The following is a 25,027-nucleotide window of genomic DNA, read 5'->3' as shown; positions in this document are numbered from 1 at the left end:
TTTCTCCTGCGACATCGACGCCTACCAGCCGACGACGCGGCGGGAGAAAGCGTCCACGACGAAGGCGACGCGAACGACGCCGGCTCAGGCGGTGACGTGGAGTAGTCGGCTCCAGGCGCGGCTGCGGTGCGCGTTCGGCTTCCGTGAATGCACCGAGGAGGACCCGCACCGACTCGGTCCAGCCCTGGCCGGGCGGGCCGCTGACCACCTCCCGCGGCGCGTTCGCGGGCGGCACCGCGTCGTCGACGCCCTCGGGCACGCGATTACTGTGCGCACTCACCGGGATGGATGCGTGAAAGGGCGGTGGTGCGCATATGCGGCTGACATAAGGAGGAGGCGTTCGCACCCGGACGCGTGCGCCCTGAAAGGAGAAGATCGTGTTCCACCATTCGACTCGAACGCTCGTAGTGGGTCTGTGCGCGTTGGTCGCGGCTGTACCTGCCGCGCCGGCTCTGGCCGTCCCGGCCGAGGGTGCGGTGTCCCCGGCGTCGCACACCGCCGCGCGGCCTCTCCACGCACAGACGCTCGCCGACCTGAACACCACGATGACGGGCGAGGCGTACGCCTACGCCACCTACGGTCTCTTCGCCGCCGAGGCCGACCGCCAAGGTCTGACAGTCGTCGCCAGGCTCTTCCGAAGCACCGCGCGGACCGAGTTGAACGAGCACCTGCGCGAGGCGGCGGCCCTGGCCGGAACCGTTGGATCAAATGCGGATAACCTGCGCCAGGCCATCAGTGGCGAGACATACGAGCACCAGGTCATGTACCGCCGCTTCGCCGAGCAGGCCCGCGCGGACGGGGACCTCGAAGCCGCGGAGCTCTTCAGCGAGATCGCCGAGGACGAGGGCCGCCACCGCGACGCCTTCCGCGCGGCCCTCAGGGCCGTGACCACCGGCCATGGCACCATCCCGGAGCCGCCGGAGGCCGACGTGGTGCAGGTACCCGCCGGGCCGCCGAAGGTCAAGGCCGCCCGTACCAAGGCCAACCTGGACACGGCCCTGCACGGTGAGGCGCTCGCCCATGCCAAGTACATGCTCTTCGCCGCCCATGCCCGGCAGACCGGCAACATCGCGCTGGCCCGCCTGTGGGAGGGCACGGCCAAGGTCGAACTGCACGAGCACTTCGCCGGCGAGGCGGTGCTGGCCGGACTGGTCCGCACGACGAGGGTGAACCTGCGCACGGCCATCGCCGGGGAGCGCAACGAGGCGACCACCGTGTATCCGCGGTTCGCCAGGCGCGCCGCCGCCGTCGGCGACACCTCGGCCGCCCGCTACTGGCGCGACACCGCCGCCGACGAGGCCGGGCACGCAGCCGCCTTCCAGAAGGCACTCGACCAACTGGGCTGACCGGCCTGACCACCCCCGGAGACCGGCCGCCCGCATCACCACAGGCAGTCCGGCCGACGCCTCACCCAGGTCGGCCGGACTGCCTGTGGTTTCAAGTGACCCGTACCGACATGGAGAACCCCGTCGGCACGGCCCTGCCACTCGTGGTGGTGATGCCGGACGGCACCTACTCGTTCACCGACACCCCGCCGACCGGAGGCACGGTCACCTGCACGGTCACCTACGCGGGCGACACCGACCACTCCCCGGCCGCCGTCACAGACCAGCTCATGGTCTCCCGCGCGGCCACCACACTGGCCCTGAACAAGAGGAACGGCAACCGCTACGACCACGGCACCGACGTCTCCTCGCCGCGCACCTCGGCATCACGTACAAGAACCGCACCGTCGAGGCGTGGAGGGTAGCCACGCGGGGCGCAGTGCCCGGTGGCCTGCATCTCCTGAGCGGTGTCGGGGCGAAACAGAGGGGAGACCAGGGACCGCAGAGGAGAGAACGTGACCGACACGAGTGCGGGCCGGCGTGCGGTGCCGCCGAAGAACGTCATCGCGACGGCACAGACCGGTGATCACCAATGACGAGATGGACGCCCCGGCCCGACGGCGGACGGCCCTCGGGCAGATCCTGCTTGCACACCTGGACAGCGGACCCACCCCCGCTGAGTGAAACCTGCGCCTCCTGCGCGGCGCGCGGACGCGCACCGGCCGACCTGCTGCTGTGCCTGACCTGCGGCCACGTGGGCTGCAGCGACAGCTCTCCCGGCGCTCACGCCACGGCCCACTTCGCCTCCAGCGCACACCCGGTGGCACGCGCCCTGGCACGCGACCGGGCATGGGCCTGGTGCTACGAGGACGAGGTGTATCTGGACCCGCTGGAGGAGCCCGTGCCGCGTTCCGCCCCGCGGACGCCCGAGTCGGTGTGGGCCTACCCGCGGCCGCCCGTTATGCGGGAGGACGACCGTGAGGTGCTGGTGGAGTGCGCAGGCCAGGTGGTGGCCGAGACCCGCAGGGCCGTCCGGGTACTGGAGACCAGCCATCCCCCCGTGTTCTACATCCCTCCGCAGGACGTCCGTAGGGAGTTTCTGTGCCCGGCGGTCGCGGGCCGGACCTGGTGCGAATGGAAGGGGGCGGCTCGGTACTGGGATGTCATCGTGGGAGATGACGTACGCGCTCACGCCGCGTGGAGCTATCCCCGTCCCGAGCCCGCCTATGCGCGCATCGCAGACTTCTTCGCCTTCTACCCGAGCCGCATGGACCGTTGCACGGTCGACGCGGAGGAGGTCACGGCGCAGGAGGGCGACTTCTACGGCGGCTGGATCACCGCGGAGGTGCGGGGGCCGTTCAAGGGCGCTCCGGGCACCCAACTGTGGTGAGTCGGCGACGGTGGGAGCCGTCGCCGCGATGCGACGGCTTGTCGTCACGGGGTGCGAGGACACGTCCCGGGGATGTCAGCGCACTTCGATTCCGGGGCCGGGCCTGCTCGCGGTGGGTGCGTGGCGGCGTACTCCGAGGCAGGTTCGTCCGCCACGTGCGTCACGGAGAACGGCTGGGCGACCAGCTTCCTGCCCGCGGGTGCGTAGCGGTGTCGGTCGTCGGCGGACGCGGTGATGATGCTCCGCAGACCGTTCACCAGTCCGGTGTGGTTGCAGGTGTGCACCAGGGTGCCGTTGACCTGGTCGCGAAGATGGTGCGGACCCCGCCCGGCTTCGACAGCCTGAGCTGGCCCCGCCTGTCAGCTCGGGTTCTGGAGGCGGGCGTGACACCAGACCCTGAGGGGTGTTGCGTCGACCAAGCCACGGCGAACCCCTAGGAGGGCGTCAAGTCCCGTTCCTGATGATGTGCTGTCGCCCCTTGGCGGGTGATGGGACGGTCCTGTCTCCGTGTGATGTCGTGCGGCCGGGACACTGCCGGCCGTGCCGGACACGGCTGCGCACAACGACGTCCTCGGCAAGCCGGCAGCACAGCGCAGTCCGGTGGGTACCCGCAGGCCCATGTGGTCGCGGTGAACCCGGTGTTCCTCCCGCGCCGCTCTCGACGCCGTTGTCCGCTGCGAGACGAGGGCACTCACCCGCTGTGAGCGCACTGCCGGGAAGACCGCCACGCTGCTTGCGGACCTGGCCCGCCACCCGACGCCCGCAGGCCCGCGCGGCGCGTGGGCCCGGCGTCGGGTGGCGGAGGCTGCTGTGCCTGGGCAGGTGCCGCCGTCCACGGCCGGCGGCACCGCTCGTGCGGGAGGACGAACGTGTCCCTAACCCTCCCATGGGCGCGGACACGTTCCGGCTCCGTGCCGCCGTGGCGGCGACGCGGAGGGATGTCAGACGGTCGTGACGAACCGCTCCCAGACACGATGCGTGGCCATCAGCTCCCGCAGCTGCTCCAGCACGGAGGTGCCGTCCGGGCCCGCCACGACGCCGGGGGCTTCGGTGGGGATCCCGGCCGTCTCCAGGAGGGCCTCGCCACCCGCCCAGGCGCCGATCGCCTTGCCGTGACGGAACGACTCCGCCAGCAGCAGCGTCACCCTCGGGTCGACAGCCCCCGCCGCACCGGCGGGGCTCGCCCCGGCGACGCGGGAACCACGGGCGTCGTCGCCGGGCGCGGGCGCGCCGGCCACCAGCAGCGCGTCGAACTCGACGGACCGCGCGGTCACGAACGTCCGCTGCACGGTCACCGCGTCGTCGCCCGCGCCCAGCTTGCCGCCCCTGGGGGCGATGATCAGCGGCACCATGTCCGCGGCGAGGACGGCCTCGCGTACCGCGCGCACGCCGTCCAGGTCCCCGTCCGGGCCCGTGACGATGCCGATGAGACGCCCGTCGGTGGGCCAGGACCGCCCGACCTGCGACAGCGCGGGGCTCGGCTCGACGTCGACCGGCGGTACGGTCGCCTCGGGCGCGGGCAGACCGAGGCCCTCGGCGACCCGGGCGCACAGCTGGGTGTCGATGTTGGCCAGCACCTGCAGCGCGCGTTCCTTGACGGCCTGCTCGTAGCACTTGCCGAGCTCGAAGGTGTAGGCGCCGATGATGTGCTCGCGCTCCACCTCGCTCATGCTCAGCCAGAACCGGCGCGGCTGGCTGAAGTGGTCGGAGAACGACTCGGGGGCCTCCCGGACCTTCGTCGTTTCCGGCACCCGCACCGGCGTCTCGACGTAGGCCCCGTTCTCCGGTGACGCGAGGAACGGGCAGCCACCGTCGAGGGAGTTGGGCCGGTACGGCGCGACGCCCCGGTGCACCGCGTCCTGGTGGAAGCCGTCCCGCAGCATGTCGTTGACCGGCGCGTGCGGCCGGTTGATGGGGATCTGGGAGAAGTTCGGGCCGGCGAGCCGGGTGATCTGCGTGTCCAGGTAGGAGAACAGCCGTCCGGCGAGCAGCGGATCGTCGGTGATGTCGACGCCGGGCACCAGGTGGCCGACGTGGAAGGCGACCTGCTCGGTCTCGGTGAAGTAGTTCGACGGGTTGCGGTCGAGGGTCAGCAGCCCGATCGGCTGCACGCGGGCGAGCTCCTCGGGGACGAGGTTGGTCGCGTCGAGCAGGTCGATCCCCTCGAAGGTCTGCTCCGGGGTGTCGGGGAAGGTCTGGATGCCCAGCTCCCACTGCGGGTACGCGCCCGCCTCGATGGCGTCGGCGAGGTCACGGCGGTGGAAGTCGGGGTCGACGCCGCCCGCGAGCTGCGCCTCCTCCCACACCAGGGAGTGCACCCCGAGCTTCGGCTTCCAGTGGAACTTCACCAGCGTCGTGGAGCCGTCGGCGGCCACCAGGCGGAAGGTGTGGACGCCGAAGCCCTCCATCATCCGGTACGAGCGCGGGATGCCCCGGTCGGACATGTTCCACAGGGTGTGGTGGGTGGCCTCGGTGTGCAGCGTGACGAAATCCCAGAAGGTGTCGTGCGCGCTCTGAGCCTGCGGGATCTCCCGGTCCGGGTGCGGCTTGCCGGCATGGATGATGTCCGGGAACTTGATGGCGTCCTGGATGAAGAAGACCGGCATGTTGTTCCCGACGAGGTCGAAGACGCCCTCCTCGGTGTAGAACTTCGTCGCGAAGCCGCGTGTGTCGCGCACCGTGTCGGCGGAGCCCCGGGAACCCAGGACCGTGGAGAACCGCACGAATACCGGCGTCTCCGCGCCCGGCGCCAGGAACGCCGCCTTCGTGACGGCGGAGGCGGTGCCGTAGCTCTTGAAGACGCCGTGCGCCGCCGCGCCGCGGGCGTGCACGACCCGCTCGGGGATGCGCTCGTGGTCGAAGTGCATGACCTTCTCGCGCAGGTGGTGGTCCTGCAGCAGCACCGGTCCACGTGGGCCCGCCTTGAGCGAGTGGTCGGTGTCGTACAAGCGTGTGCCCTGAGCATCCGTCAGGTAGGCGCCCGACTGGGCCATGCGGGCCTGGGCCGCGCCGGTCGCCTGCCCTGTGGGCGACATCGTGTCGGGCCCGCTCTGGTCCGGCTTCGGCGGCAGTGGCTCGCGTGGCTCGGTCGGCCGCGCGACGCTCGGGGACCGAGGGGCCGGTTTGCCGGGGAGCCCCTCCTCCGGTCCCGCACCGGAGCCCTGGATGACCTCCGTGACCTTGTCCGCCGCCCGCTTGACGGGGTTGGGCTGGCTCATCGCTATCGTCTCTCTGTTTCAGACCAGCCGCGGCCGTGGAGGCCCACGGAGGTGGGGGGGTCTGTGATCAAGCGCCGAGTACCCGACTGCGCCGAACGAATCCCCGGTCCTGCGTGCTGGGCACGGCCTGCCGCCAAGCTCTCATGCCGCCTGACCCCTCGCACCCGGCCGGGGCCGACGGGGTGAGCGCCCCTTTTCGGCCACGCCTCTGTGGGGTCCCTGCACGGAAAGGTACTTCCGTGCAAGGGCATGCACCTGACATCTTGCATCCACCACTCGTTTCGTACGGCCCGGCCGGTGCCCTCAGCGTGGCCGTGCCGTTTCCGGAGGACGCATTGATACCCCACATATCCAGCCGCCCCAGACGCACGTCGGTGGTGGCGGCCACGATCGGTGCCGCCCTCGCGTTCGGCGCCCCGGGAGCCCTCGCGGGCACGCTTCCCGTCGCCACCTCCACCGCGTCGACTGCCAAGGCCCCCACTTCGACCGCCGCGCCCGCTTCCCCGAGTGCGACCTGGGTGGCCGGCACACGGGCCTACCTTGTGATCACCGCCCCCGGTGACAGCTCGGCGGTCCGTTCCGCCATCGCGGCCAACGGCGGCACCGTCTTCTCGGACTTCGACGCCATCGGTGTGATCGTCGCCCACTCGGCGGCCAGCGGGTTCGCCGCCACCATGCGCGCCGTCGCCGGCGTGCAGCAGGTCGGCGCCACGCGCACCTCGGACGTCCCGGCCGACGCCTACAACCCGGCACTCCCGGCAAATCCGGCCCAGGCCACGACCCCGGCCGGGGAACCGGTCCGGGCCGACATGAGCCAGATCAAGGCCGACCAGGCCTGGGCCGTGAACCCAGGCTCCGCCTCCGTCACGGTCGGCATCCTGGACACCGGTGTGGACGACCAGCACCAGGACCTGGCGCCCAACTTCGACGCGGCCGACTCGGTCTCCTGCGCCTACGGCAAGCCCGACACGCGTGCCGGCGCCTGGCGGGACATCGGCACGCACGGGACCCACGTAGCGGGCACCGTCGCTGCAGCCAAGAACGGCAAGGGCGTGGTGGGCGTGGCCCCCGGCGTGAAGATCGCCGCGGTCCGGGTCGCCGAGCCGGGCAGTTCCTTCTTCTTCGCCGAGAACACCATCTGCGGCTTCGTCTGGGCCGGTGACCACGGCTTCAAGGTCACCAACAACAGCTATTACACCGACCCGTGGCAGTTCAACTGCCCGGACAACATCGACCAGGCCGCCATCATCGAGGGCGTCGAACGCGCCCAGGAGTACGCCGAGGGCAAGGGCTCCCTCCAGATCGCCGCCGCGGGCAACGAGAACTACGACCTCGCCCACAAGACGACCGACTCCGCGAGCCCGAACGACTCGACACCGGTCACCCGCACCATCACCAACGCCTGCCTCGACCTTCCGACCGAACTGCCGGGCGTGGTCACGGTCGCGGCCAACGGCACCGGCGTCACCAAGGCCTCGTTCTCCAACTACGGTCAGGGTGTCATCGACGTCGCGGCGCCGGGCAGCAACGTGTACTCCACCGTCCCCGGCGGCGGCTACGGCAGCAAGAGCGGCACCTCGATGGCCACCCCGCATGTGGCCGGCGTGGCGGCACTCATCGCCAGCGCCGAACCGGGCATCACCCCAGCACAGCTCCGCGCCAGGCTGGCCACCCAGGCCAACGACATCGCCTGCCCCTCGGACAGCCGCTGCACGGGCACCACGGCCAACAACTCGTTCTTCGGCGAGGGACAGGTCGACGCCCTGAAGGCCGTCGGGACCACCCCGCCGACCGGCAAGTACTTCGAGAACGTCGCGGACTTCGCCATCAGCGACAACGCGACCGTGGAGAGCCCGATCGCCGTGACCGGTGTGACTGGCAACGCCCCGGCCACCCTCAAGGTGGCTGTGGACATCAAGCACACCTACATCGGTGACCTGAAGGTCGACCTGGTGGCGCCGGGCGGCACCGTCTACAACCTGCACAACCGCGCTGGCGGAAGCGCCGACAACATCACCCAGACCTACACCGTGAACGCCTCCTCGGAGGTCGCGAACGGCACCTGGAGGCTGCGCGTCAACGACAACGCCGCCTCCGACACAGGCAAGATCGATGCCTGGAACCTGACCTTCTAGTGCCGCATCAGGCAGCCTCTGCCGTGCTGTCGAGGGTCAGTGGCGGAGATCTCGCAGTCGCGGATGCGCGCTCTTTCGCTCAAGAGCGCGATCAGGCGGGTGTTTCCTCCGCACGCGCGCTCTCGACATCACGGGCGGAGGCAAGCCTTTCGGCGAAGGACCGGAAGTCCGGGGCGAGGGCCAACTCCGCCCTGGCCTGGGGCGTGGTCGTGTGGGTGTTCCCGGGCGAGATGTTCCCCGACCGCATCCGCGCCGCGGCTCTGGGCGTGGCCGCTTCCGCGCAGCGGATCGCCAACGGGGCCATCGCCGCCGGCTTCCCGTCCCTGGCCGGCTGGAACCTCTCCGCGACCTACGTCACATACACCGTCTTCGCCGCCCTCTCCATCCCCGCGGGTCGCTGCACGACACGAGGTGGACGAGACTGGTGAACATGAGCGTGACTCCTCACCCTCTCCCGGGAGCGGGCAGACCGCATGCGGTGGTGGTGTACGCAGGTGTCCACGGGTCGACCAGGAGTATCGCGACTCACCTTGCGGCCCGGCTGGCAGATCGGGGCATCAGAACCGAGGCCCTTCCCGCCGAGGCCGTGGGCGATCCGAGCGCCTACGACGTGTTCGTCGTAGGCAGCGCGGTCCACGACATGGCATGGCTGCCCCAGGCCCTGGCCTTCGTCCACACGAACGCCGCTCTGCTCGCCGGTCGGGACGTGTGGCTCTTCAGCGTGGGGATGCCGGCTGCCCTGCGCGGTCCGTGGAAAGCGCTGGTCGCCAGGGAGGAAAGCCATGTGATCGGCGGTTTGGCCGGCCAACTGCGTCCACGTGGCCACCGTATGTTCTCAGGGGTGATCGAACCGGAGCACCTGACACGGGCCGGGCGCGTGAAGTTCCAGGCCATGGGGCTGCGCTACGGCGACTACCGTGACTGGCCCGCCATCCGTGCCTGGGCCGAGGAAATCGGTCACGACATAGACCGCCGCCGGCACGGGAAGGCCGACGGAAGTCCATCCTGATCAGGAGCGGCTCGATGACGTGAGATCCTCATGCGGAACGACCCTTGCCGACGTGGCCGATGTGAGCCAGGGGAGCCGTGACGGCACGCAGTGATCTGAAGCTCCGCTTCCTGCTGACAGCTCAAGGAAGAGATCGGCACCCTCATCCGGCCCGACCGGCCCGACCGGCCCGACTGGCCCGACCGGGCCGCCGCCCGCGCCGAGGTCTTCACCTTCGTCGTGACCTTCTGCAACCGCCGCCTGCACAAGCACAAGATCTTCGGCTACCTCACCCCAGCCGAGACCAGACAGCGGCATCAACACGCCCTCGCGGCATAACCGACGCGTGTCCAAGATCATGGGGAAGCTTCAGAGAAGCGCAGCGGGTTCCCGGAGGGGTCGTGTGTGGTCAGACTGGTTCCTGTGCGCTGGTGGGAGTGGCCGGCGGCGGTGAGGCGTTCGGCCAGCTGCTCGATCGCCTCCGGATCGGTGAGGAGCAGGTCGACGCAGGTGAGCCGGGCGGTGTCGGGTCCCGCGGGCGTGCCTCCCTGCGGGCTGAACCGGGTGGTGAGGACGAGGAGGCTGCGGTAGTCGCTCACGCCGACGCCGATGAACCCGTCTCCCGAGCGGGCGTAGACCTCCAGGCCCAGCAGGTCGCGGTAGAACGGCTTGGTGCGGCTGAGGGCGGCGTCGGTCGCCTTGAGTTGGACATGCCCCATCTGCGTTCCCGCCGGCAGGGGTGCGGGCGTGCTCGCGCCGGGCTCGTCGAGGAGGTCCTGCACAGCGATCGGGGTGGAGACCACGACGGGCAGGCCCTCGTCGGTCCACTGCCATTGCTCCTGCGGGCAGGCCCAGGTCACCTCTATCGTGTGGCCGTCGGGATCGGTCACGTAGCAGGACTGGCTTACGACGTGGTCGCGCGGGTCGACGTCGAGTCCTGCGTCCAGGTGCCGCTGGGTGAAGCGGGCCACGTCCGCCCGGGTGGGCACGAGCGGGGCGAAGTGGCTGAGCCCGGGGCTGGAGGGCGGCGGCGCGATGGCCCCGGCGACCTCGTGCAGGTCGACCAGCACCCGTCCCTCCACGCCCAGTTGTGCTCGCTGTGATTGGCGGTCGAGGAGGCGGAAGCCTGCGAGCTGCGTGTAGTAGCGCGTGCTGCGTTCGAGGTCGGCCACCGTCAGCGTGACGGGTCCGAGGGTGAGTGTCTGGTCCATCCGGTACTCGGTCATGGTCGACCTTTCATCCGTGCTGCGGTTCCCCGCGGCTCCCCGGGAGCGGAGCGCGTGTGTGAGCCGCAGCGTGGCCGGTGTCGCGGCCCTGTTCGCAGGCAAAGCGCAGCGCTTCACCGGCGTGCGAAGTGGGCTGCGGGCCGGGGCCGTCGTGTGAGAGGAGGTCGTGCGAAGGGGCTTCAGGAAGCTGCCGGGGCTGCGCTGTTGCGGGTCCGGGCGAGGGCGTTGCTCCAGGACAGGAGCTGGTCGAGCATCGCCGTCAGGGCGGGGCCCTGGTGCTCGCCGGGGGTGAACGTGGCGCCGAAGTCGGCGAAGTCGGTGCGCAGGTTCAAGGTGACCGTCGCGGAGACGTCCGCGAGCTGCAGGGCGCCCAGGACCGGGCGCAGGGCTTCGACGGCGCGCACGCCGCCGTCGACGCCGTAGGAGACGAGGCCGACGGCCTTGTTGTTCCACTCGGCGTGGACGCGGTCGAGGGCGTTCTTCAGGACGCCGGGGAAGGAGTGGTTGTACTCGGGGGTCACGAGCACGTAGCCGTCGTAGGCGGCGACGGTCGTGGCCCACTGCTGGGTGTGCGGGTGGGTGTAGCGGCCCATGGCGGGCGGGAACGGTTCGTCGATCTGCGGCAGGTCGACCTCGGCGAGGTCGATGAGGTCGTAGTCGGCGTCGCCGCGCTTTCGAGCCTGCTCCAGGACCCACTGTGCGACGGATTCGCCGGCACGTGCGGTGCGGGTGCTGCCGAGAATGATCGCGATCTTCGTCATCGTGCCTCCGGTGATGGAAAGGGACGGTCGGTTCCCCGCCCCCGCGCGGCCGGCCTGCGACCGCGCGTGATGAGTCCCATGGGCGCCCGCTTGCCGAAGCGCGGTGTCGGTGCTGGCCCGCAGGCGGGGACCCAAGGGCAGGGTTCAGTGCCCGGCGGCCGAGGCCCGGGGGGTGAGGAAGGAGTCCAGAGCGGTGAAGACCGCCTCGGGCTCCTCGCGGATGGGCAGGTGTCCTGCGCCGGGGATGAGTTCGAACCATGCGTGGGGGAACGCCGCGGCGTAGGCGCGGCCGAAGTCCGGGGTGACGACTTGGTCGTCCGCGCCCCAGATCACCAGCACCGGGCAGGCGACGGTGGAAAGGCGGGGCAGCATGCCGGCGTCTGCCATGCCCGGGCCCGCATAGGCGCGCATGGCGGCCATCGGCTGCCCGGACGGTCCGCCCTGCGGCGCCGGTGCTGCGGCCGCCGGAGCCGGTGGCCCGGCGGGCACGGTGATCTGCTGGCCGGGTATGACGGGGCCGATGGCGTCCATGAGGACGAGCCGGGAGATCCGGCCCTCGCGGTCGTCCAGGACGGTCTGGGTGGCGACCCAGCCGCCGAAGGACGTGCCGATCACCGTCACGTCGTTCAGCCCGAGGTGGGCGAGCAGGTCCCGGTAGGCAGCGGCGAGTGCGGGTACGGAGTCCAGGTCGTCGGGCCGTACGGTGCCCTCCCAGCCCGGATGGGTGGGCGCGACCACCCTGTGATCCGGTGCGAGGTGGTCGATCAAAGCCCTGATGCTGGAGGGGCCGGGGCCGCCGTGCAGGACGAGGACCGGGCCGCCGCTGGTGCCGGCCTCACGCACCGCGAGGTCGAGGCCGGGCCGTACCGGAATGGCACGCTGAAGGGGGGCGGTCATGAGGTCCCTCCTCCTGGATCCGGGATGCTCGCCGGCCGAGGACGCGGCGTCCGCAGACGCTGGCGTCACTGGGCTGCCGGGCCGGAGGTGAAGAAGGCGACCATCTGCTCCAAGCCCTTCTCGCCGAACATCGTGTCCAGGCTGGTGGCGGACTCGGCGGCGGACTCCTCGCTGCGCGGGAAGAGGGCCTCCTCGTACGCGGCCAGGGCGGCCTCGGTGTCGCCGGGGTGGGCGGCGATCGCCAGGGCGAGTTCGGCGCCGTCGAGCATGGCCAGGTTGGCGCCCTCCCCAGCGAAGGGGGACATCACGTGGGCGGCGTCACCGAGCAGCGTCACGCCCGGGACACGGTCCCAGCGGTGCCCGACGGGCAGGGCGTGGATACGGCGCGGGGTGATCGTGTCCGCGTCGGCGACCAGGCCCCGCAGATCCTCGTCCCAGCCCTCGAAGCGGGCGAGGACCGCGGCCTTGGCGGCGGCCGGGTCGGTGAAGTCGACCGTGTCCAGCCAGCCTTCGTCGACCTTGAGCGCGGTGTAGACGTGGAGACTGCCGTCACTCTCCCGGTGCGCGAGGACACCGCGCTCGTGCCCCAGGGCGATGAAGAATCCGCCGCCGACGACCGCGGCGCTGCGCGGGTGGCGGGTGTCGGCGTCGAACAGGTCGGTCTCGACGAAGGAGATGCCGGTGTAGGCAGGCCGGGCGCTCGAGACCAGCGGCCTGATCCGCGACCAGGCGCCGTCCGCGCCGATCAGGAGATCGGTGGTGATGGCCGAGCCGTCGGCGAACGTCACCTCATGACATCCGTCGCCCAGCGCCCGGGCCCCGGTGACCTTCCGACCCCAGTGGATCGTGCCGTCGGGCAGGGAGTCCAGCAGCAGGTCACGCAGGTCGCCGCGGTCCACCTCCGGCCTGCCGCCGGTGCCGTCGTCCTCCTCGGCCACGTGCACCGTCCCGTCGGGGCCGAGCAGGCGCATGGCCTGACCGCCCTCGTGAACGATCTTGACGAAGTCGTCGTGGAGGCTGGCGGCATGCAGGGCCTTCTGCCCGTTGTTCTCGTGGATGTCGAGCATCCCGCCCTGGGTGCGGGCCGCCGCGGACGCCTCCAGCTCGAAGATCGCCGACTCGATGCCGTTGACGTGCAGGACGCGGGCGGCGGTCAGACCGCCAAGACCCGCGCCGATGATCGCGATCGGGACATGACTGGTGCTCATGGGGGCCTCCGGAAGCAGTAGGGGAAACGCCTCGGTGCGCCGAGTCATCGCCGCCGGCGCCGCAAAGCTCCTCGCAGGAGTGGCGTGCGCGACGGGGCGGCACGGGATGCCTCGGCCACCACCTCACCGTAACGAACATGTTCGTTGCGAACAAGTTCGCCGCAATGAGCGGCAGGCGGCGCGGAGACCTTCCGTTCCCCCTGGGCGGCGTCCGCCGCCCAGGCGCGTTACCCTCGCCCCGCGCTCAGTCCACTGCGCCCGGGACGGGTGTGTGGATGATGCCGTTGACGAGGACGTCGAAGCTCCAGCGCATCCTGTCCGGCACCGAACCGCCGATCAGGGCGGGCATGTGCGCGGTGATCGCCGGATGCGTGGCGGGGTCCACGGCATGCAGGGCATGCACGGTGGCGTCCCAGTCGTCTTCGGAGGCGGGGTCGTGCTCACGGGTCGAATGCTCGGCAGCGGTGGCTGTCGAGTCCTGGAGCAGTTTGTCGACCCCCCAGGCGACCTGCTCGCGGCCGGCGCCGCTCTGAGCAAGGAGGTCGAGGATGCGCTCCACCAGGCGGAGGTAGTTCTCGCCGCTCGGGCGGGCGACGAGCGCGGCCCGCGCGAGCTGCGGGTACTCGAACAGCACCTGGGTGTACGACGTCATGACGGCGCGGAGTTGCTCGCGCCAGTCCTCACCGCCGTCCCGTCCGGTCAGGTCGACCTCGCCGAGCAGGGAATCCAGGACGGCCGCATGCAGTTCCGCGGTGTTGGCGATGTACACGTACAGTGATGCCGGGCCGGTGTCCAGCTCCTGCGCCAGGCGGCGCATCGTGACCTTCCCCAGTCCCTCCGCCCGCATGATCCGCACGGCGGTGTCCACTATCCAACGCCGGGACAGGGCGGGCTTCGCCGGACGCTCCCGGCGGCTGATCGGCTCTCTTCTCGCAGTCACAACGACGATCGTAACGAACGTGTTCGCCGATCGGCTGGTCCGAGCATCCTTCCGCGCGACACCCGGCTGAGGGCGTTGCTCCCCGACGTATACGACGCGGGCTCACGCGCCGACCAGCCCGGACGATGACTCGCTGTGCGATCCTGGGCGCCGGTGTACCCGGCCGAGCACGGCCTCTGCGCGGCAAACCCGTGTCGCGGGCTATGCGGCCCCACGTGGTCCAGGTAGGCAGCACCTGGGGACAGCGGCCCGGGGGGACGCTTCGGTGATGCTCCGCAGGAAGGCCACCGGGTCCTCGCCGAAGCGGTCGAGTGCGCGGTGCCGGATCGCCGCCGCCACCGCGGCGCTGAGGACCGCCCAGCCTGCGATCAGCAGGACCACCGCTGGAGCCGGCAGGACCTGGGCAAGCAAGGCGAGGTCACGGTGACGGCGATGACCGCGCTCCAGCCCAGGCTCACCTGCCGGCGCCGGGAAGCGGCCGAGAAGACCCTGGTGCCCGCCAGGTACATGGCCAGCCCGGTCGTGGTGAACCACGCGGCCGCGTGCGGTGCCGGCTCGTGCAGGGACAGGTTCACCCCGCCCGCGACGAGTACCAGCGCGAAGGCCGGCATGAGGTGCCCCACGGCGTACAACGAGTACGCCAGGGCTGGGTTGCCGCCGGAGAGGTCGAGCATGCACTCGTACATTTCCACGGCCGACGTGAAGGTACATCCACCACCGCGCCCCGGCCAGCAACAGCCCGCCGACCAGCGCCAGCCAGTAGCCGAGGTCGTCGGCCGAGCGTGCGAGCGCCGCCGTCCCCACCATGATCACCAGCTCACCCAGCAACAGGATCATGAACAGCCCGAAGCGTTCGGCGAGGTGGGCCGAGTCCACGGCCAGGTTCGGGTCACGGGGCGCCGCGAACAGCTCCCGCCACCGGCCTTCCCGCGTCGGCCGAGTCCGCGGCCGGTCGCGGGGTCGGTCGCGGCGGTCGCCGAGCGGGAGGAGCCCTGCCTCCTGCAGCAGGCTGCACGCCCGGACCACGAACACCCACAGGAGCGGGAGCAGCGCCGAAACGCCGAACAGGAGCGCCGAAGCCATGTAGCCCCAGCTTATCCGGCGCTGGTCGAGCCCCGGCCTTGGCGGGCCACCGGTGCGCGGCGGCCAGGACCAGGCGAACCCCGGCCATGGCCGGCGCCAAGACCGCCGGGTGCCCGTCGAAGAAGCGCCCCGGCGAGCACGGCGGCGGAGGGCGACGACCTCCGCACGGTCATCCCCGCTCTGAAGGGGCGCACCGCCAGAGCGAAGTAGCCGGGCGTCCCCGCCCGTCATCACTCGATGGTGTCTGCGCCGAAGGAGCGACACGTCACCGTGCGCGCCCTGGCCGCCCGGCTGTATAGGCTGTCCGTCGTGCCCGGTGAAACTGACCTGCGACAACTCCTGATCGGCATGCGCCCGGAACTGAATCCAGGACGCTATGTGTTCACCACCGTGGCCGGTGGCATCCCGCCCGGGGTGACCCCGGTCGTCACGGTGACCGAACCGGAGGGTCTCACCCTGGTGCTGCGGCAGGAGGACGCCGAGGCGGCAGGGCTCAAGTACGACTACGTGGCTGGGTGGTTGGTCCTGCGGGTGCACTCCGCCCTGGACGCGGTGGGCCTGACCGCCGCCGTCGCACAGGAACTCGCCGGGGCCGGAATGAGCTGCAACGTGGTGGCCGGATTCCACCACGACCACCTCTTCGTGCCGTACGAGGCGACGCACCGTGCCCTGGAGCTGCTCGAAGGACTCTCCCGTAGGTGTGCGGCCGGCGTCGCCTAGTAACCTCGGTGATCCATCCGGGAAGGGCCTTCGAGATGCTCAGGACGCGGAGATCCGGCCCTGCCGGGCGCTCCGGGTTCGTACGTTCCCCTTCCCGTCACAGGGGAGAGGACTGAAGAAATGACAGCAAGCGTGCGCACCTCGGAGACCATCGAGGTGGTGGGAGCACGGACCAACAACCTCCGCGACGTCACCGTGCGCATCCCCAAGGGGCAGGTGGTGGCCTTCACCGGCGTCAGCGGCAGCGGCAAGACCTCCTTAGCGATCGACACCCTGCACAACGAGGCCCAACTCCGTTACCTGGAAGGGCTCTCGCCGTTCGTCCGGCAGTACATCACCCAGCGAAACCGCCCCAAGGTGGACCGGGTCCTCGGCCTGGGCGCCACCCTCGCCGTCGACCAGCGCCGGCTCAACCGCAATCCACGCTCCACCGTCGCCACCATCACCGGCATCGACGGCCACCTCGGACTGCTCTACTCCCGGCTGCCCGGCATCGGCCCGGACGCGCTCCCCGGTGACGGACATCTCAGCTCCGCGCACTTCGACCGGCATACCCCAGAAGGAAGCTGCTCCGAGTGCCACGGCGTCGGCGGACTCTGGCAGGCGCAGGAGGAACTCGTCATCACGCGACCGGAGTTGCCCCTCTTCGAGGGAGCCTCCCCTTGGTACGCGAAGTGGCGTTCCGCCGAACACGCCTTCATTCCCGCACTGGCCGAGAAACGCGGCGTGGACCTCGCCCTGCCCTGGCAGGCGCTGCCCGAGCGCTTCCGGCACGAGGTGCTGTACGGCACTGGTGACGAGAAGATCGAAGCCACCGTCGACATGCCGAACAAGAACGAGACGTCCTCGTGGACGTACACCTCCAGCGAGCCGCTGCGCGGAGCGCTCGCCGAGGTCGAGCGGGTCTTCGCGAACGCGGCGACACCCAGCGCGAAAGAACGGTACCTGCCGTACATGCGCAAAATGCCCTGCACCACCTGCGGAGGCACCGGCTACGACGAGATCGCCCGGTCGGTACGGCTCGGCGGGCTCGCCTACCCCGAACTGCTGGAGGCCGACGTCCGCGAGGTACGCGCCTGGGGCGACCGGGTCACCTCCGGCCTCGACACCGCACAGCGCGCGGTCGGTGAACCCCTCCTCCAGGATCTCGCCCGCAGACTCCGGGTGCTGGACCGCCTCGGCCTCGCCCACCTCCAACTGTCCCGCAGCGCGGCCACCCTGTCCGGCGGCGAGCTCCAGCGCACCCGGCTCGCCGCACAGCTCAGCACCGAACTCAGCGACATCATCTTCGTACTCGACGAACCAGGCACCGGCCTCCACCCCGCCGACAAGGCCCATCTGCTGGACATAGCACTGGAGTTGCGTGCCGCCGGGAACACCGTGCTGCTGGTCGAGCACGACCCGGAACTCATCGCCCGCGCTGACTGGGTCATCGACATGGGACCGGGTGCCGGACGGCTGGGCGGCGAGGTGCTCGTCTCCGGCACCCCCGCCGACGTCGCCGGGCATCCCCGTTCGCTCACCGGGCACTACCTCGCCGGGAAGGGACCGCGGCTGCGCCGTGCCCGCCGGCCGGTCGGGGAGGGCACTGGCTGGGTGGAACTGCACGGGCTGTCCGCGCACAACGTGACGGCGGACCTGGTCCGCTTTCCTGTGGGCCGGTTGACCTGCCTGACCGGGGTCAGCGGCAGTGGCAAGAGCAGCCTCCTCGGCGCCCTCGGTGCCGGGACCGAGGCGGCTCTGAGCGGAACGGCGACCGACACCGTCCGCCGGGTCACCGGTGCCGGGACCTTCGGCTGGGTCGCCGTGGTCGACCAGGAGCCGATCGGCCGGACACCCCGGTCCAACCCCGCCACCTACAGCAAAGCGTTCGACATCGTTCGCAAGCTGTTCGCGGAGACCGACGAGGCGCGCAAGCGCGGCATCAAGGCCTCCTGGTTCTCCTTCAACACAGCCAACGGCGGACGCTGCGAGGTCTGCACCGGGTACGGCCGCAAGCTGGTCGACATGCACTTCCTGCCGGACGTGTGGGTGGTCTGCGACGCCTGCGAGGGACGCCGCTACACACCGGAGGCCCTGGAGATCACCTACCAGGGACTGACCGTCGACGGGGTGCTGGAGCTGACCGTCGCCGAGGCCGTCGAACGCCTCACGGAGAACCGGCAGTTGGCGGAGACACTCAAGGCCATGGACCGGGTCGGCCTCGGCTATCTGCAACTCGGCCAGAACGCCACGGAACTCTCCGGCGGCGAGGCGCAGCGCCTCAAGCTCGCGTCGGCGATCCAGCGTGGTTCCGCGGGCCGCAAGGCCGGACTGGTCGTACTCGACGAACCCGTCTCGGGTCTGCACCCTTCCGACATCCAGCGCATGGTGGACGCCTTCGACCTGCTCCTGGACTCGGGCAACACGGTGGTCGTCGCCGAGCACGACATCCCCGTCGCGGCCTCCGCGGACTGGGTGATCGATCTCGGCCCGGGCGCCGGACCGGACGGAGGCGCGGTCGTGGCGGCCGGGACCCCCGACCAGGTCGCCGAGGCCCACACCCCGACCGCGGGATATTTCCGCCGGTACATGGCGGGCCTGCCGCTCCTGAACGGGCACGGCGACCACTGACACACCGGTGACGCCCCGCGCCCTGCCGTCGCCCACACGGTCAGGCGTGGGGCAACGCCAGCTCCACGACGGTGATGTCCGGGTCGGCGTCCAGGCGGACGGGCGGCCCCCAGAAGCCGGTGCCCCGGCTCACATACAGCAGGGTGTCCCGGTGCCGGCTCAGCCCGGCGACGTCCGGCTCGACCAACGACGCGAGACGGGTGAAGGGCCACAGCTGACCGCCATGGGTGTGCCCGGACAACTGGAGGTCCACCCCGTACCTGGCAGCCTCAGTGACCTGAGCCGGCTGGTGGGCGAGGAGAACCACGGCCCGGTCCCGGTCACGTCCGCCCAACGCGGCCTCGTAGTCGGGGCCGCCGCCGTGGTCGACGCCGCTGGCGTCCTCAACCCCGGCCAGATCGAAGCCCGGCAGGGCGACCCGCTCGTTGCGCAAGGGGCGCAGCCCGAGCCCGCTCACGAAGCGGACCCACTGCTCGGCGCCCGAGTAGAACTCGTGGTTCCCGGTCACGTAGTACGCGCCGTGCGGCGCCCGCAGGTCCGCGAGCGGTTCGGCGGCCCGACCCTGGACAGCCACGTCGGCGTCCTCCACGAGGTCACCCACGAGGGCCACCAGGTCCGGCTCTGTGCCGTTGAGGAGGTCCACCAACTGCCGCGTGCGGGAACGCCCCACCAGCACGTTCAGGTGGATGTCGCTGATCAGCGCGATCCGGAAACCGTGGGCCTCCGGGCCGAGCCGGGCCAGGGGCACGACGAGGTGCCTGACACGGGGCGGCCCCAGCGCGGTGTACGCGCCATACCCCACGGCGGCGCCGGCGGCGGTCCCGGCGGCGACGGCGACGACCCGGCTCACGAACATCCGCCGGGAGGCCAGGAGCCCGTCGGCCGACGCGGGCGCCGGGCTGTCCGGGCCGGATGCGGAGCCCGTACCGTACGGGCGCTCCCCTCCGCACTCGGACGCCGTGCTCAGGGCTGCGGACGCCGCGTCACCGACGGAGCGCCGCCGCCGGACCCGCAGCAGCACGGGGCGGACCGCCTCACCCGCCAGCAGCGCCAGCGTCAGGTAGAGGATCCCCGCCATCCAGGTGAAGCCGGGCCAGCCGACCGCAGTGGCCAGCGGAGCGGGCAGCGCGCGCTCCCCGGGCGGCGCGGCCACCAGCAGCAGCGCCAGCAGCACGATCAGGACCGTACCGGCCCGGCGCCACCACGAACCCGGGGACGTCGTGGCACGGACCATCCGCCACCACACGAAGAAGTGGGCACCGGCCAGGACCGGCAGCACGAGCGCCACGAACAACGCGGAGGACACCGGATCCCCGGATCAGCCGGCGACCGTGCGCGGCTCACCGCACCAGCGACGCAGTGCCCTCGTCAACCCCCGACCCGGTTCGACGCCCGCCCACGCCACGTAGCCGTCCGGCCTGATCAGCACATGCGCGGGCCACCCGGCGCCGAGAGGTTCGGCGAGCACACCCGTACGCAGCCGGGCCTCCCAGCCTGCGGCGGCGGACGGACAGCCTCTCGTGCCGGTCAGCACGAAATGACCGCTCCGGAACAACTCGTACAGCCGCTCCGGGCCGCCTGGGGCCGCCACGAGCGGCCGGTCCGGTACCCGCCGGCCCGTCCACCGGTCACGCTTGTCCGCCGGGTAACGCAGGGTCAGCCCCGAAAGATGCAGCACGTTCAGCCGGTGCACCGGCTGGATCCGCATCGACCACATCGCGGCCTTGCGCAGCATCCGCGCGGGAAGACTGTCGGAGGTCTCGAAGCGGAAGGACAGGTCGGTCTTGCGCAGCGTCTCCGCCGCGATCGGGTACCGCTCCGCCTCGTAACTGTCGAGCAGCCCCTGCGGTGCCCATCCGTCGAGGACCGCCCGCAGCTTCCAGCCCAGGTTGAACGCGTCCTGGATGCCAGTCTGGAGCCCCTGTCCGCCGGACGGGATGTGCGTGTGCGCGGCGTCCCCCGCGAGCAGCACCCGGCCGGCCCGGTACGTCTTCGCGTGCCGCTGCGAGCTGCGGAACCGGGACAGCCACAGAGGGTTGTGCATGCCGATGTCCGAGCCCAGGATGGCGGCGCAGCTCTCGCTCAGGTCCTCCAGCGTCAGCGGCTCTTCGGCGGGGACGGCGAACTTCTCCCGGTCCAGCACGATGACCCGGTACGTGCCATCACGGAACGGGAACAGGGCCGCCATGCCGCGCCGGGTGATCCGCGCGTACTCGGCCGGCCCCGGCGGACTGCTCAGCCGGGCGTCGGCCATCATCAGCGACTGGTCGTAGTTCCAGCCGTCGAACTCCACGCCGATGGCGTCACGGACGGTGGAGTTCACCCCGTCACAGCCGACGACGTACCGGGCCCGGACGGTGGCCGGGCCCTCCGGACCGGTCAGCTCGACATCGACCCCGTCGTCGTCCTGCGACAGCCCGGTCATCTCGGTCCCGAAGAGCAGCACCGCGCCCGCCTTCTCGGCGGCGGCCTGCAGCGCGTCCTCGGTCCGCGCCTGCGGGATGGACAGGCTGAACGGGAAAGGCGTGTCGAGTAGCCCGTAGTCCAGGTAGCCGTCCTCGTTGCCGAGCGGCGGATGCGGGCATTCCCGCCCCCAGGCCAGCACGTCACCCACCCGGCCGCGCATGTCGAGGAGTTCCAGGGTGCGGGGCTCGACCGTGCAGGCACGAGACAGCCGGCTGCGCCCGGTGCGCTTGTCGACCACCTGGCAGGAGACGCCGAAGCCGGCCAGTTCCGCCGCGAGCGCGAGCCCGGCAGGTCCGGCGCCGACGATGAGCACCTGAGGGGACGGCGGCATCTTCTGACTCCTTCGCAACGGCCGGACCCGCCGCACGGGCAGTGCGCGGGGCGCGAAACCACGGCAGGCGCGGGCCGGTCCGGGACCACGGGGCTGCTTCCCGTCGGGATGACGGCCAGTTAACGGGCGGGTGCGAAGCGGGCGCAACCACGCTGAGAACGAGGTAAGAGACGTCGGAGAGCGAGGGCCCGCGGATGAGACCGGATCGAGCACCGGATTGAGAACGGCGCGTCCTAGCGTGACGACCGATCACCTGGTGCACCCGCAGTCCTGTCCGCAGGGAGGAGTCCGCCATGACCGCGCGTCCGCCGGAACCGGGCCGTACACCGGCCGCCCCGGCCGCCGCACACCCACCGGTTGCCCTGTCCCTCGCGGAACCCCCCGCCGCACCCGGGCGTGAGGACCTGGAATCCCTGCTGACCATCCGCCACTTCGAGAACCTGCTGCTGCGGATGTTCGCCGAGGGCAGGCTCAACGGCACCACGCACACCTGCCTCGGACAGGAGTACGTGCCGGTCGCCCTGGCCCCGCTGCTCGTCGGCGACCACGTACTCAGCAACCACCGGGGCCACGGCCACTACCTCGCCCTGTTCCGGGACCCCGCCGGACTGCTCGCGGAGATCATGGGACGCGTCGGCGCGGTGTGTTCAGGCGTCGGCGGCAGCCAGCACATCCGCCGCGACGGCTACCTCTCCACCGGTGTGCAAGGGCAGAGCCTGCCGCTCGCCGTAGGCATCGGACTGCGCTGCAAGCGCACGGGATCCGGCCGGCTCGCCGCCGCGTTCGTCGGCGACGGCACCTGGGGCGAGGGAGCGGTCTACGAAGCACTCAACATGGCCGCCCTGTGGCAGGTGCCGGTCCTGGTCGTCGTCGAACACAACGGGATCGCCCAATCCACCCCGACGCACGCCCAGATGGCCGGCTCGATCGCCGACCGGGCCGCCGCCTTCGGCATCGACTTCGTGGAGATCACCGGCCACCACGTACCGGAGATCCGAGAACGGCTCACCCCCGTGGTGCGCCGGGTCCGCGAGGAACACCGCCCGGCGGTCGTGCAGTTCACCACCCACCGGCTGGGCCCCCACAGCAAGGGCGACGACACCCGCGACCCGGCGGAGGTGGAGCGGCTCCGGGCCGGCGACTGGCACCGGGAGCTGACCGGCCGACTGGGCGCGCCGTTCCGGGAACTCGACGCGCGCATCCGCGCCGACCTGGAAGAAGTGGCCCGCGAGGTGGAGGCACGGCCGCCCGCCACCTGGACGGGGTCCGGTCCCGCGGACCCGAGGAAGGAGGACCGATGGCCGAACTGACCGAGCCCACCGACCTGAGCGGACTGACCGGCCTCGTCGCCGAGGTGCTCCAGATACCCGCCGCCGAGGTGACGGAGGAGACCGGGACCGCCACCACGGCGGCCTGGACCAGCCTGCGACACGTCCAGATCGTCTCCCGTATCGAACACACCTACGGCATCCGGCTCACCGCCCGCGAGGTGCGCCGCTGCCGGAGCGTCGGCGCCCTGCGCGCGGCACTCACCGCGAAGCCGGGGACGCCGTGACCCGCCCCGCGCCCCGCGTGGTGGAGGCACTCAACGCGGCCCTGCACCGCCTGTTCGAGGAACGGTCCTCACTACACCTGCTCGGCGAGGACGTGCGAGACCCGTACGGCGGCGCCTTCAAGGTGACCCGCGGTCTGTCGGCCCGCCACCCGGACCGGGTGCTCTCCACCCCGATCAGCGAGGCGGGCATCACCGGCGTGGCGGGCGGCCTGGCGCTCGCGGGCGACCAGGCGATCGTGGAGATGATGTTCGGCGACTTCGCCGCGCTCGCCTTCGACCAGATACTCAACCTGATCTCCAAGTCGGTGACAATGTACGGCGACCGGGTGCCGATGCCGGTGGTGGTGCGCTGTCCCGTGGGCGGCAACCGTGGCTACGGTCCCACCCACAGCCAGAGCCTCCAGAAGCACTTCCTCGGCGTGCCCAACCTGGCCCTGTACGAGACGAGTCCCTTCCACGACCCGTACGCCCAGCTTGCCGAGGGCCTCGACCGGGGACCCGCGATGCTCTTCGAGGACAAGGTCCTCTACACCCGGCGGATGTTCCGCGACGGGGTGGTGGACGAACACCACCGGTACGCGCTGCGGGGCGGGTCCACCGGCTGGGCGCACGTTTCCCCCATGGACGGCACCGCCGCCGACGTGGTGCTGATCTGTCCGGGCGGCACCGTGCACCGGGCCCTCGACGCCGCGCGGCTCCTGCGCGCCCGCCGGATCGCCGCGCACGTCCTGGTCCCCGCCCGGCTCTACCCGCCCGACCTGGAGCCGGTGCTGCCGCTGCTGGCGGACGCCCGGCTGGTCGCCGTGGCGGAGGAGAGCACCGAGGGCGGTACCTGGGGCGCCGAGATCGCCGCCCGGGTGCACACGAGGATCTGGGCGCAACTGCGCTCGCCTGTCCTGCTGTTGTCCTCGGCCGACTCGGTGGTGCCAACCGCACCGCACTTGGAGGCGGTGGTGCTGCTCGGCGCTGAGCGGATCGCCGACGAGATCGAGGCCGGCGTGGCCCGGTCCCTGCCGCCCCGCACGCCTGCCGCCCCGCCGCCTGCCGCCCCGCTCGCGGCCGCCGGCCCGGAGGCCGCCGGGCCGGGAGCCGCCGCTGCGGAGAGTGCCGAGCCGACGGCCGGGCTGCCGGTCGCCGTGCCCAAGCTCAACAACAACGACACCGCCTACCTGGTGCTCCGGTGGTTCGCCGACGACGGCGCGTACATCGACGAGGGGGACCCACTGGTCGAGCTGGAGACCTCCAAGGCGGTCGAGGAGATCGCCGCACCGGCTGCCGGGCATCTGCGGGTGCACGCCCCGGAAGGCAGTGAGGTCGGCGTCGGGGAACTCCTCGCCGAGCTCCTCGCCGAACCGCCCGCCGCCCCGGCACCCGCTGCCCCGGCGCCCGGCACCCCTGCACCCACCGCCTCCGCCGCGCCCGCGGCCGCCCCCGCGCCCCCTCCCGCCCAGGAGCCCGGCCCCGCCGCCCGCACCCACGTGCTCGACCGGGCCCAGCAGGGGACCGCCGCGGTGGTCACCCGCGCCCACCGGGAAGTGCCCGTCGCCTTCGCCGCGGTCGAGGTCTCCGTGGACGCGGTGCTGGCCAGGCTGCGCACCTTGTCCGACGAGACCGGCGCCGAGGTCGGACTGCCGGAGGCCGTGGTCAAGGCCGTGGCCGCCGCGCACCCCGCCTTCCCGCACCTGTTCGGCACCCTGGTGGACGAACGGACCGTGCGGCTCGCCGACACCGTCGACATCGGCGTCACCCTGGACGCCGGGAACGGCCTCTACATCCCCGTGCTGCGGGACTGCGCCAGCCGTTCCCTCGCCGACCTCTCCGACGACCTCATGGACTTCCGGCTGAAGGCGTTCCGCGCCGAGTTCACCGCGGGTGAGCTGTCCGGCGGCTGTTTGAGCGTGTCGCTGAACACCGAACCCGGTGTCCTGTTCGTCCAGCCGATCGTCATGGCGCCGCAACTCTGCATGGTCTCGGTGGGAGGCGCGCTCACCCGGCTCGTCCTCAAGGACGAGGTGCCCGCCTCCACCACCGTGGTCACCCTCGGACTCGCCTACGACCACAGGGTGGTCAACGGCCGGGACGCGGTCGCCTTCCTGCGCACTGTCGCGGACGCCCTCCACGACGCGGAGAAGCTCGTCGAACTGGTCGACCCGCAGTGAGGACGTGACGTG

Annotated in this window: 19 protein-coding genes and 2 pseudogenes; 11 read left to right on the top strand and 10 right to left on the bottom strand. The window is 71.4% G+C overall.

Annotated elements, in window-relative coordinates:
* The first annotated feature begins 476 nt into the window (after positions 1 to 476).
* The 3 genes from GSY65_RS00705 to GSY65_RS34430 all read left to right on the top strand — a co-directional run bounded on the left by GSY65_RS00705 (position 477) and on the right by GSY65_RS34430 (position 2,715).
* Positions 477 to 1,346, top strand: a complete 870-nt coding sequence (locus tag GSY65_RS00705) for a ferritin family protein (protein WP_236579643.1) — start codon at positions 477 to 479, stop codon at positions 1,344 to 1,346.
* Positions 1,347 to 1,441: 95 nt separating this feature from the next.
* Entirely contained in the window at positions 1,442 to 1,750 is a 309-nt protein-coding gene (locus GSY65_RS00700; protein WP_159765270.1) for a hypothetical protein, read from the top strand.
* Positions 1,751 to 1,917: 167 nt separating this feature from the next.
* On the top strand, positions 1,918 to 2,715 hold the full coding sequence (locus GSY65_RS34430; protein ID WP_328707474.1) for a DUF427 domain-containing protein: 798 nt from the start codon (positions 1,918 to 1,920) through the stop codon (positions 2,713 to 2,715).
* A gap of 941 nt (positions 2,716 to 3,656) precedes the next feature.
* On the opposite strand, the gene GSY65_RS00690 is transcribed toward GSY65_RS34430, so the two are convergent.
* On the bottom strand, positions 3,657 to 5,933 hold the full coding sequence (locus GSY65_RS00690; RefSeq protein WP_159765266.1) for a catalase: 2,277 nt from the start codon (positions 5,931 to 5,933) through the stop codon (positions 3,657 to 3,659).
* A 374-nt stretch (positions 5,934 to 6,307) separates the two neighbouring features.
* On the opposite strand from GSY65_RS00690, the gene GSY65_RS00685 reads away from it, so the two are divergent.
* The 3 genes and pseudogenes from GSY65_RS00685 (at position 6,308) to GSY65_RS00675 (ending at position 9,077) form a co-directional block, all read left to right on the top strand.
* Positions 6,308 to 8,068 carry a S8 family peptidase gene (locus GSY65_RS00685; protein ID WP_159765264.1) on the top strand — a complete coding sequence of 587 codons (1,761 nt, stop codon included), beginning with the start codon at positions 6,308 to 6,310 and terminating at the stop codon, positions 8,066 to 8,068.
* 188 nt (positions 8,069 to 8,256) lie between these two features.
* Positions 8,257 to 8,496 (top strand): annotated as a pseudogene (locus tag GSY65_RS00680) (MFS transporter); the annotation flags it as partial.
* A 2-nt stretch (positions 8,497 to 8,498) separates the two neighbouring features.
* Positions 8,499 to 9,077 (top strand): flavodoxin domain-containing protein, encoded by a 579-nt coding sequence (locus GSY65_RS00675; RefSeq protein ID WP_159775479.1) that lies wholly within the window; start codon positions 8,499 to 8,501, stop codon positions 9,075 to 9,077.
* Between the two features lie 335 nt (positions 9,078 to 9,412).
* Here GSY65_RS00675 and GSY65_RS00670 read toward each other — a convergent pair whose 3' ends face one another.
* The 7 genes and pseudogenes from GSY65_RS00670 to GSY65_RS34615 all read right to left on the bottom strand — a co-directional run.
* Positions 9,413 to 10,282, bottom strand: coding sequence for a VOC family protein (locus tag GSY65_RS00670; protein WP_159765262.1), 870 nt, complete (start codon positions 10,280 to 10,282; stop codon positions 9,413 to 9,415).
* A 179-nt stretch (positions 10,283 to 10,461) separates the two neighbouring features.
* Positions 10,462 to 11,043, bottom strand: a complete 582-nt coding sequence (locus GSY65_RS00665; RefSeq protein ID WP_159765260.1) for an NADPH-dependent FMN reductase — start codon at positions 11,041 to 11,043, stop codon at positions 10,462 to 10,464.
* Positions 11,044 to 11,187: 144 nt separating this feature from the next.
* Positions 11,188 to 11,940, bottom strand: a complete 753-nt coding sequence (locus GSY65_RS00660) for an alpha/beta fold hydrolase (protein WP_159765258.1) — start codon at positions 11,938 to 11,940, stop codon at positions 11,188 to 11,190.
* Between the two features lie 65 nt (positions 11,941 to 12,005).
* Positions 12,006 to 13,148 carry an FAD-dependent oxidoreductase gene (locus tag GSY65_RS00655; RefSeq protein ID WP_201452422.1) on the bottom strand — a complete coding sequence of 381 codons (1,143 nt, stop codon included), beginning with the start codon at positions 13,146 to 13,148 and terminating at the stop codon, positions 12,006 to 12,008.
* Between the two features lie 244 nt (positions 13,149 to 13,392).
* Positions 13,393 to 14,088: a TetR/AcrR family transcriptional regulator gene (locus GSY65_RS00650; RefSeq protein ID WP_159765254.1), complete on the bottom strand. Its 696-nt coding sequence runs from the start codon at positions 14,086 to 14,088 to the stop codon at positions 13,393 to 13,395.
* 368 nt (positions 14,089 to 14,456) lie between these two features.
* Positions 14,457 to 14,774, bottom strand: a complete 318-nt coding sequence (locus GSY65_RS33165) for a low temperature requirement protein A (protein WP_268978248.1) — start codon at positions 14,772 to 14,774, stop codon at positions 14,457 to 14,459.
* Positions 14,775 to 14,814: 40 nt separating this feature from the next.
* A pseudogene (locus GSY65_RS34615) lies at positions 14,815 to 15,171 on the bottom strand (low temperature requirement protein A); the annotation flags it as partial.
* A 309-nt stretch (positions 15,172 to 15,480) separates the two neighbouring features.
* Here GSY65_RS34615 and GSY65_RS00640 point away from each other — a divergent pair.
* Together GSY65_RS00640 and GSY65_RS00635 are read left to right on the top strand one after the other, a co-directional pair.
* Positions 15,481 to 15,891 (top strand): ACT domain-containing protein, encoded by a 411-nt coding sequence (locus tag GSY65_RS00640; RefSeq protein WP_159765252.1) that lies wholly within the window; start codon positions 15,481 to 15,483, stop codon positions 15,889 to 15,891.
* Positions 15,892 to 16,011: 120 nt separating this feature from the next.
* Positions 16,012 to 18,504 carry an excinuclease ABC subunit UvrA gene (locus GSY65_RS00635; protein ID WP_159765250.1) on the top strand — a complete coding sequence of 831 codons (2,493 nt, stop codon included), beginning with the start codon at positions 16,012 to 16,014 and terminating at the stop codon, positions 18,502 to 18,504.
* Between the two features lie 40 nt (positions 18,505 to 18,544).
* Here the strand turns inward: GSY65_RS00635 and GSY65_RS00630 are convergent, their stop codons facing one another.
* Positions 18,545 to 19,810: a metallophosphoesterase gene (locus GSY65_RS00630; RefSeq protein WP_159765248.1), complete on the bottom strand. Its 1,266-nt coding sequence runs from the start codon at positions 19,808 to 19,810 to the stop codon at positions 18,545 to 18,547.
* Positions 19,811 to 19,822: 12 nt separating this feature from the next.
* Entirely contained in the window at positions 19,823 to 21,301 is a 1,479-nt protein-coding gene (locus tag GSY65_RS00625) for an FAD-dependent monooxygenase (RefSeq protein ID WP_159765246.1), read from the bottom strand.
* Between the two features lie 293 nt (positions 21,302 to 21,594).
* Here GSY65_RS00625 and GSY65_RS00620 point away from each other — a divergent pair, with 293 nt between their 5' ends.
* From GSY65_RS00620 to GSY65_RS00610, 3 genes are read left to right on the top strand one after another with little or no spacing between them, the layout of a single operon-like run.
* Positions 21,595 to 22,611 (top strand): thiamine pyrophosphate-dependent dehydrogenase E1 component subunit alpha, encoded by a 1,017-nt coding sequence (locus GSY65_RS00620; RefSeq protein ID WP_159765244.1) that lies wholly within the window; start codon positions 21,595 to 21,597, stop codon positions 22,609 to 22,611.
* Positions 22,599 to 22,856, top strand: a complete 258-nt coding sequence (locus GSY65_RS00615) for an acyl carrier protein (protein WP_159765242.1) — start codon at positions 22,599 to 22,601, stop codon at positions 22,854 to 22,856. The genes GSY65_RS00620 and GSY65_RS00615 overlap by 13 nt, the downstream gene beginning before the upstream one ends.
* A complete protein-coding gene (locus GSY65_RS00610) occupies positions 22,853 to 25,015 on the top strand; it encodes a 2-oxo acid dehydrogenase subunit E2 (RefSeq protein WP_159765240.1) in 2,163 nt (720 codons plus the stop codon). Before GSY65_RS00615 ends, GSY65_RS00610 begins: the two co-directional genes overlap by 4 nt.
* Positions 25,016 to 25,027 lie beyond the last annotated feature (12 nt).

The organism is Streptomyces sp. HM190, assembly GCF_009857135.1.
Classification (GTDB): domain Bacteria; phylum Actinomycetota; class Actinomycetes; order Streptomycetales; family Streptomycetaceae; genus Streptomyces; species Streptomyces heilongjiangensis.
This window is presented reverse-complemented; position numbering and strand designations above follow the sequence as displayed.